Raw genomic sequence first — 8,010 nt, 5'->3', positions numbered from 1 at the left:
TTGGCCGACGCTGGTGGGGGGTGTGCACCTCGCGCTGCGCGCGGCGGTGGCGCGCCAGCGGGCGCCCCCCCGCCTGGCCAGCCTGACCGGCGACTACGACGCCGTGGTCGCCGCGTCGCTCGACACCAACGCCGACGACGAGCACGATCCCGAGGGCCACACCATCGCCTTCGAGCGCTCGCAGATCGGGGCGCTGGTCCGGCAGGTGCGCCACCACGTCGCCGAGGTCGACGCCGCCCTCGCACGCGTCGACGGCGGCACCTACGGGGTCTGCGAGCAGTGCGGTCGCCCGATCGGCCAGGCACGGCTGGACGCCCTTCCGGCGACCCGCACCTGCATCGACTGCGCGGTGCGCACCCGATGAGGGACGCCGTGCCGCCCGGGGCTGAGTAGCCTCCTGCCATGTCGTGGTCCTGGGTCGACTCCCGGACGGCGTTCACCGACGCCGCCGGCTGGTTCGTCGACACGACCGCGCTCGTGGGCGACCGGTGGGCGCAGCCCGGCCTGGGCGAGTGGGACGTGCGCAGCCTGGTCGGGCACACCAGCCGGGCCCTGCTAACGGTCGAGGCCTACCTCGACCGGCCGGCCGGCCACGTCGACGTGGAGTCGGCGCTCGACTACTTCCTGTGGGCTCGCGCCTCCGCCGACCACGCCGCGGTCGCCGAACGCGGTCGCGAGGCCGGCGAGGCGCTGGGCTCGGACCCGGCGGCGGTGGCCGCCATCGCGGAGCGCGTGCTGGCGCGCGTCGGGGCCAGCCACGGCGAGGAGGTCGTCACCACGATCGCGGGCGGGATGCGGCTCGTCGACTACCTGCCGACGCGGACCTTCGAGCTGGTGGTCCACACAGCCGACCTCGCCGTGGCGCTCGGCGTACGAGCCGAGCCGCCACCGGCGCCTGCGGCCCAGGCCATCGACCTCCTGGCCGGCCTGGCCGTCCACGAGGGTGCGGCGACGTCGCTGCTGCGGGCCGCCACCGGCCGGGAGGGGCTCCCGGCCGGCTTCTCGGTCCTCTGAGGACCTCACGACGAGCCGTCGGGCTCCTCGTCGACCACCTCGGAGTCCAGCAGCGCCGGGTCCTCGGCCAGCGGGTCCTCCTCGACGTGCACGGCCGCCTCCTCCGCGCCGGCTCCCGCTCCGTCGATGCCGACGTCGGTGGCGACGAGGTCCTTCTCGGTGTCGGTCCGGACGCCCTCGTCCTGCGCGACCAGCCGGCCGGCGCGCTCGCCGTCGGATCCCTCGAGGTCGGTCTCGACCGCCTCGCCGTCGGTAATGTCCTCGGCGACGAGCGGCGCGAGGTCGCCACGCTCGGCCTCCGCGTCGGCGACGTCGTACGGATCGGGCTCGGGGACCTCCTGGTCCGTGCGCTGCTCGAGCGACTCGCCCTGGCTCTCCTCGAGCGGGGTGTTGCCGTAGCCCTGCGCCGCCGACCACCTCTCCGGCGGCGAGTAGCCCTCGTCGAGCGGCTCCGCGAGCCCGCGGTCGTCGACGAGGCTGTCGCCCTCGCCCTGGGGCTGCGTCTCGTCGTCGACGCTGTAGCCGTGGTAGCTCTCGTTGTCGGTCGTGTCCCCGGCGGCGTCCACCGCCGGGTCGGTGCCGATCTCGGTGTCGATGTCCGGCTGGTCGGGCATGGGTCCTCCTCGTGTCGATGACGTGCGGACGCCCCGTACCCGATTCCGCCGACCTGAACGGGCCGTTCACCCGCCGGACGACCTCGCCCGGTGTCCCCCCGTCGACCTAGGCTCCCGGCATGACGGACTACCAGGTGACGCGGTGGCGCGAGCTGCCGTCGATGGTCGCGGCCCGCGCCGGCGACGAGACGGTGAAGGCGACGCTCGCGCCGCGCTTCCAGGAGGCGATCGACGAGGCCGCGATGCGCCTCGGCGACACCGGCGCCGACGACTACCTCGCCGGCTGGGAGCGCTCGCCGTGGACCGAGGCCGACGGTGCCCCCACCGACGTGCTCGACCGGGTCGTCGCGGAGCTCGAGGCCGACTGGCCGAGCGACCGGATCGCCGGCTACCTCGACGGGCTGGGCCGATGAGCCGGCTCGCGGCGCTGCTCGGCGCCGCCCGCCCGGTCCTGCTCGACGGCGGCATGGGCACGCTGCTCCAGGACAGCGGTCTCGAGGACGGGGCGCCCGGTGAGCTCTGGAACCTGGAGAACCCGGATGCGATCCGCGCGGCGCACACGGGGTACGCCGATGCCGGCTCGCGGATCCTGACCACCAACACCTTCGGCGGCACGCGTCCGCGCCTGGACATGCACGGGCTGGGCGACCGCCTGGCGGAGGTCAACCGCAACGCCGCGCAGATCGCCCGCTCGGTGGCCGACCCGCGCGGCCTGCTGGTGGCCGGCGACCTCGGCCCCACCGGCGAGCTGCTGGCGCCGCTCGGCACGATGACGCCGCAGGAGGCGCAGGCGCTCTTCGCCGAGCAGCTCCGGGGACTCGTCGAGGGCGGCATCGACCTCGTCCTGGTCGAGACGCTCAGCGACCTCGGCGAGGCCGACGCGGCGGTGGCCGCTGCTCGCGAGGTCGCGCCCGACCTCCCGGTCGTGGTGACGATGAGCTTCGACACCAACGTCCGCACCATGATGGGCGTGCGACCCGGCGAGGCGGTGGCGCACCTGGCGGCCGCCGGTGTCGACGCCGTGGGCGCCAACTGCGGCCGCGGGCCCGAGGAGATGGAGCTCATCGCCGCCGAGATGGTGGCCGCGCGCACCGGCGACGTGCTGCTGGTCGCGCAGTCCAACGCGGGCTTGCCGCAGGTGGTCGGCGACCACTTCGAGTACGACGCCACGCCGGGCGACCTCGCCGCGCATGCCCAGCGGCTCGCGGGTCTCGGGATCGACCTGGTCGGCGGCTGCTGCGGGTCGACGCCGGCCCACATCGCGGCGATGCGAGCGACGCTCACTCCCGCCTGACCCACGCTCAGGACGCGTCGACCCAGTCCTGGCCGGCGAGCAGGGTCACTCTCGCCTGGCACTGGTCACTCACGGCGGTGAGACGCAGTCGGCCGCCGTCGAGGCGCCATTCGTACGTCCCGACGTTGGCCGTTCCCGAGGACTGGCAGCCGGGGTGGTCGATGAGGGCGTCGGTACGCATCAGGTCGCCCTCGACCTCGTACGCCGTCCCGGCGGTGGTGCCGTCGTACTCCGGCGGTGCGGCGAGGACGAGCACACCGTCCTCCTCGAAGCTGATCACCCACCGTCCGGTGAGCTGAGCCCTGCGCGATCCGGGTGTGTCGGCCACGTCGGCCACGTAGGTGCCCACGATGCCGTCGGCCGAGACAACGGGCGACACCGGCGCGGTCAACCGGTCCAGGACGGGAGGCAGGGCTGCGACGGCGCAGGTCGTCGCCGCCACCGCGACCGTTCCACCCACCCAACGGGCCGTACGGACCGCACGACGAGCGCGCGCCTGCACCCTGGCGAGCGGGGCACGGTGGTCCGGGTCGAGGTGCCCGACCGAGCTGTGCAGGCCGTTGCGGAGCCGCTGGTCAACCGACATCGGTTCCGACCTCCTCGTTCAGCAGGCTCGCCAGGCGCCTGCGGGCCTTGTGCAGGTGGACGAATCCGGTGGCCGGGGAGCAGCCGACGATCTCGGCGATCTCGGACATCGGGCGGTCCTCGTAGTAGAAGAGGACGACGACCGCCCGCTGCTGCGGGGAGAGGTGACGGATCGCCTCGAGGAGCTCGTCGTCCCCACGTTCCGGCTCGTGCGCGCTGGCATCGGTGGTCGCCGCCCGGCTCAGGACGGACCGCCGCTGCTCGCGGCGGGCGTGCCGGATGGCGAGCCGGATCGCGACCCGTCGGACCCACGCACCGGGTGACTCGTAGTCACGCACCTTCGACCAGTGCCGGAGGACCTGGACGAAGGCGTCCTGGGTGATCTCCTCGGAGACCGCGTGGTCGTGCAGGACGAGGTAGGTGGCCCTCACCACCGCGGCGTACTCCGTGGCGAACAGCCACTGGAACTCCTCGTCCCTGTCCATCGAGCGACCTCATCCGCCGGCGGCTGCCGCGGCCCGGAGCAGGTCGCGCTCGGACTTCCACGGCATCCGGTCGTCGATGCAGGACAGGTCTCGCCCGGTGAGCTCGAAGTCCTGGTGCCAGCGCAGCCGGATCTCCCCCATGCAGGCGCCGACGAGCACGTTGTGCCCCTGCCGTGGGTTCACCACGACCGTCGCCTCGCTGAGCCCGTCGATCCCCGCGCGGATCGTCGACAACCGGTTGTACGTCGCGAACCCGCCGACGAGCACCAGGGCAGGCACGTCCGACTCCACGAGCGGTCGCGCCGCACCGGTGCGCTCGACCTCTCCCCACCTCGAGCAGACGTCGCCGAAGGGGTTGTCGCCGAACATCTCCGCGTACGCCGGCTCGGCGGCCACTGCGTCGCTCTGGACGCCCTTCGCGTCGTCGGGGATGCCGGCGTCCCGGCACATCACGGAGTAGTAGACACCCTCGCTCAGCGCCATCTGGTCTGCGCACTTGGGCACGTACCCGGTGCAGTACGCCGTGTCCTCCCCGGCGAGGGGCTTCAGCAGGGAGCCGAGCTCGGCCAGACGCCCCCGCGCGGCCAGCGACACCAGAGCCGGCACGGACTCCGGGAGGAAGAGCGAGCCGCTGCTCCCGCCGTCAGAGATCACCGCTCGCAGCAACCGGAGGAGCATCACGTCGTCCACGAGCACGCTGACCTCTTCGCCGGTGGCCGGGTCGAGGACCTCGATGCGCTCCGGTGCGCCGGCGAGCTTGCGCAACGCTCGCTCGAGTGTCACTGACGGGTCGCCGTACTGGCGCCGACACCGGATGTCGTCGCGACACAGTGCGGCAACGTGCTCGAGCGAGGTTCGCAGGGCCAGGGCGCCCTCACGACGGGGGTCGACCTGCTCGGGCTCCGGGGAGTCCATGAAGGCCGCCCGCACGCCCGAGTCGGACGACCTCAGCATCTCCAGCGTGATCCGCGCGGCGGTCCCGTAGGAGTGGACGTTCCACCTCTCGATGCCCAGGGCGCGACGCAGGTCCTCGGCGTCGGCGGCCATCGCCTCGACGGTGTAGGCGTCGAGGTCGATGCGCTCGCCCTCCAGGCGTTGCCGGCACGCGGCGACGGCGGACAGGAAGGACGCACGCACATCCTCGTCCGAGGTGGCGGCTGCCAGGACCGCCCGTCGTCGAACCTCGACCTCGGGACAGGCCAGGCTCGGCTCGGAGTGCCCGACCCCGCGCGGATCGAGGAGGATCGCCTCCCGCCCGAGGCGTTGGGCCACCGGAGCGATCCCGCCATAGTTGGGGGCGTTCCCGAGGTTCGTCCCGGCTATGAAGACGGGTTCCTCGTGCAGGCGCTCGGGAGGCTCGACCCGGAGCACGAAGAGCCGGATGGTCCGACCCGGATCGGTGCGGTCCTCGGGCACCGTCACGTAGCCGCAGGTGATGGGCGCGAGCACGCTCGCGTCCACGTCGGACGGGCAGCCGACCTCCTCGAAGGGGGCGCGCCGAGGGGCAGAGTCGCCGTTCGTCTCGCCGCCGGTGCACCCGGCGGCCGCGAGCAGGCCGAGGAGCACCAGGACGACCGCGGCCTTCACGACGCGATCCTCGTGAAGGTCGCCGTCGTGTAGTAGACGCGCAGGATGGCCTCGACCGGGATCTCCTCTGCTGCCGGCTCCGTGGACGAGACGAACTCCAGCGCGAGAGTCTCACCCTCGATCGACGGCCGGAGGATGGTCTGCCCGACGTCGCTGGTGAGCTCGAACCCCTGGTCGACGACCTCGTAGGTCTGACGGTCGAAGACCGTCGGAGCGTCGCCGTCCAACGCGCCGTACAACATCCACGAGCCGTCCCGCAGCTCCAGGGAGAGCACCCCCTCACGGTCCGGCAACCAGCCCGGTATCGAGCCGAAGCGACGCACGTAGTCCGTGAACCCGTTGACCCTCAGCGTCTGCAGGAACTGGTCACGGGTGACCGGCGCCGACTCCCACGTGCCGACCTCCGGGCCGGCTGGCGCCGACGCGGACTCCGTCGGGCCGGGCGAGGCGGACGCCGCCTCGGGTGTCGCTGCCCCGCCCGTGCCGGGATCCTCACCACACCCTCCCGCGAGGGCGAGGCACGCGACTGCGACGCAGAGCCGAGTCCGGGCTGGGCGGCGAGCGGAGCGGACGAGCGGAGTCATGGCGACCTCCTCGTGTCGAGTGTGGACCCGTCACCTCGACACAGTCACGGCCCTGCTGCGACCTTTACGTCGCGCGGGTCGAGATGCGGATGATCGCGCGCAGGCGGCCCCCCGGTCTCAGAGCCAGCTGGGGAGGTGCACGTCGGAGAAGGGCGCCCCGTCGTCGGGCGTCCAGTCGGTGCCCTGCGCCGAGACGCCGGCGCCGAGCCCGGAGGCGAGGGCGGCGACCAGCAGCGTCACCAGCAGCCACGGCACGCCACGGCGGGCGAGCGGGTCGACGACCCGGCGGACCGGCGACTGGAGGCGCTCCGACCCGGGACCCCACCAGGTGCCGAGGGCGAAGGCGACACCGATGACGGTGAGCGACGTCGTCATCGACAACGACGCCGCGAAGCAGACCAGCGCCACCGCGACGGCGATGCCGAGACTCCAGAAGAGCAGCAGCACCGTCCCGCCGAGGCCGGCCACGACGTGCCACGGCGCAGCCAGCAGCACCTGGATGCCGTCGTACCACCGAGCGCCGCGGCGGTCGCGCCGGGCGGCCGACGAGCTGGCCGCAATCGAGCCGCTGCGCAGGATCCACACGGCGACCGCGATGACGGCGAGGGCGATCCACGGGGCGAAGGCGATTGCAGCGGTCACCACGCCGGCGCCGGCGAGCAGCAGCAGCGTCCGTCGCAGCCGCTCCCCGGCCGGGACCCGCTCACGGGCAGCCGGGCCGTACTCGCCGGAGACGTACTCCGTGGTGCCGTCGGGGAGGGCGCGGGTCTGCCGCTGCGGGACGGTGTAGGCGTCGGGAGCGGGTCGGTCGTCGTAGAACCCCTCCATCGGGGAGCCCCAGTCCGACGACCAGTGCACCGGCTCCGCGGGAGGCGTGTCGACCTCGGTCGGCGCGGCGTAGCCCTGGTGGGCCGCGGCGGCGTAGGGCAGCGTCACCGGATGCGGCTGCACCCGGGGCTCGCGCGGCTCACCGCCGGCGAGGTCCTCGACCCAGTCGCGGACCTCGTCGAGCGACGGGCGGTCCTCGGCGGACGGGGCGAGCGCCTCCTCGACCAGCTCGAGCACCGCGGGGTCGAGGCCGCTGAGGTCGTGCTCGCCGCGCCGGACGCGGTCCATGATCGCCACCGACGGCCCGCGGCCGAACGGCGCGCGCCCGGTGCCGGCGTACGCCACGGTGGCGGCCCACGCGTGGACGTCGGAGGCGACGGTCGCGTCGTCGCCGTAGAGGATCTCGGGCGCGAGGTAGCCGGGGGTGCCGAGCAGCCAGCCGTTCATGGTGATGCGCGAGTCGTCGGCGACGCGAGCCAGGCCGAAGTCGATCAGGATCGGCGTGCGGCCCTCCATGATCACGTTGGACGGCTTGATGTCGCGGTGCAGCACGCCGACCGAGTGGACCGCATCGAGCGCCTCGGCGAGGCAGTCGGCGAACCACAGCAGGTCGCTGCCGGACAGCGGTCCCTCCTCCTGCACGTGGTCGTGCAGCGAGAGGCCCGGGACGTAGCGGGTCGCGACGTAGGGGATGTCGCCCCACGGGTCGGAGTCGACGATCTCGGCGATGCGGCGGCTGCGGACCCGGCTGAGCGAGCTGACCTCCCGCGCCAGTCGTCGCCGCGCCTCGTCGTCGCCGACGATGTGCGGGCGCAGCACCTTGATCGCCACCGGCCGCTCACCCGGCTTCTGGCCGAGGTGGACCACGCCCATGCCGCCCTCGCCGAGGCGGGCGCGCAGCGTGTAGCCGCCCACGGTCAGCCCGGCGGGCGGCGCCTGCGGGCCCTGGTACGTCGTCACCCCATGAGGATACGGACTGCACCCCTCGTCGGTTCGATCCCGACGACGCGCGGCGGGGC

At 73.5% G+C, this 8,010-nt stretch carries 10 protein-coding genes; 4 read left to right on the top strand and 6 right to left on the bottom strand.

Annotation, left to right across the window (positions count from 1 at the left end; translation table 11 throughout):
• The first annotated feature begins 13 nt into the window (after positions 1-13).
• Both ACE3QY_RS21045 and ACE3QY_RS21040 read left to right on the top strand, forming a co-directional pair.
• Positions 14-364, top strand: coding sequence for a TraR/DksA family transcriptional regulator (locus ACE3QY_RS21045; protein ID WP_374458027.1), 351 nt, complete (start codon positions 14-16; stop codon positions 362-364).
• Positions 365-402: 38 nt separating this feature from the next.
• Positions 403-1,014 (top strand): maleylpyruvate isomerase N-terminal domain-containing protein, encoded by a 612-nt coding sequence (locus ACE3QY_RS21040; protein WP_374458020.1) that lies wholly within the window; start codon positions 403-405, stop codon positions 1,012-1,014.
• Between the two features lie 5 nt (positions 1,015-1,019).
• On the opposite strand, the gene ACE3QY_RS21035 is transcribed toward ACE3QY_RS21040, so the two are convergent.
• Positions 1,020-1,628: a DUF5709 domain-containing protein gene (locus tag ACE3QY_RS21035; RefSeq protein WP_374458019.1), complete on the bottom strand. Its 609-nt coding sequence runs from the start codon at positions 1,626-1,628 to the stop codon at positions 1,020-1,022.
• A gap of 119 nt (positions 1,629-1,747) precedes the next feature.
• Between ACE3QY_RS21035 and ACE3QY_RS21030 the strand changes: the two genes are divergently transcribed.
• Entirely contained in the window at positions 1,748-2,041 is a 294-nt protein-coding gene (locus tag ACE3QY_RS21030; protein WP_374458018.1) for a virulence factor, read from the top strand.
• Positions 2,038-2,922, top strand: a complete 885-nt coding sequence (locus ACE3QY_RS21025) for a homocysteine S-methyltransferase family protein (RefSeq protein WP_374458017.1) — start codon at positions 2,038-2,040, stop codon at positions 2,920-2,922. The genes ACE3QY_RS21030 and ACE3QY_RS21025 overlap by 4 nt, the downstream gene beginning before the upstream one ends.
• 7 nt (positions 2,923-2,929) lie before the next feature.
• Here the strand turns inward: ACE3QY_RS21025 and ACE3QY_RS21020 are convergent, their stop codons facing one another.
• From ACE3QY_RS21020 to ACE3QY_RS21000, 5 genes are all read right to left on the bottom strand, one after another.
• Positions 2,930-3,508: a hypothetical protein gene (locus tag ACE3QY_RS21020; protein ID WP_374458016.1), complete on the bottom strand. Its 579-nt coding sequence runs from the start codon at positions 3,506-3,508 to the stop codon at positions 2,930-2,932.
• Positions 3,498-3,992, bottom strand: coding sequence for an RNA polymerase sigma factor (locus tag ACE3QY_RS21015; RefSeq protein ID WP_374458015.1), 495 nt, complete (start codon positions 3,990-3,992; stop codon positions 3,498-3,500). Before ACE3QY_RS21015 ends, ACE3QY_RS21020 begins: the two co-directional genes overlap by 11 nt.
• Positions 3,993-4,001: 9 nt before the next feature.
• Complete coding sequence (locus ACE3QY_RS21010; RefSeq protein WP_374458014.1) at positions 4,002-5,579, bottom strand: alpha/beta fold hydrolase; 1,578 nt, start codon at positions 5,577-5,579, stop codon at positions 4,002-4,004.
• Entirely contained in the window at positions 5,576-6,163 is a 588-nt protein-coding gene (locus ACE3QY_RS21005; protein WP_374458013.1) for a hypothetical protein, read from the bottom strand. The genes ACE3QY_RS21010 and ACE3QY_RS21005 overlap by 4 nt, the downstream gene beginning before the upstream one ends.
• Before the next feature lie 117 nt (positions 6,164-6,280).
• Complete coding sequence (locus ACE3QY_RS21000) at positions 6,281-7,951, bottom strand: serine/threonine protein kinase (protein WP_374458012.1); 1,671 nt, start codon at positions 7,949-7,951, stop codon at positions 6,281-6,283.
• Positions 7,952-8,010 lie beyond the last annotated feature (59 nt).

Origin of the sequence: Nocardioides sp. (assembly GCF_041913365.1) — a bacterium.
In the GTDB taxonomy this organism is placed as follows: domain Bacteria; phylum Actinomycetota; class Actinomycetes; order Propionibacteriales; family Nocardioidaceae; genus Nocardioides.
Note: the sequence above shows the minus strand (reverse complement) of the source record. Positions and strands in the feature narration are given on the sequence as shown.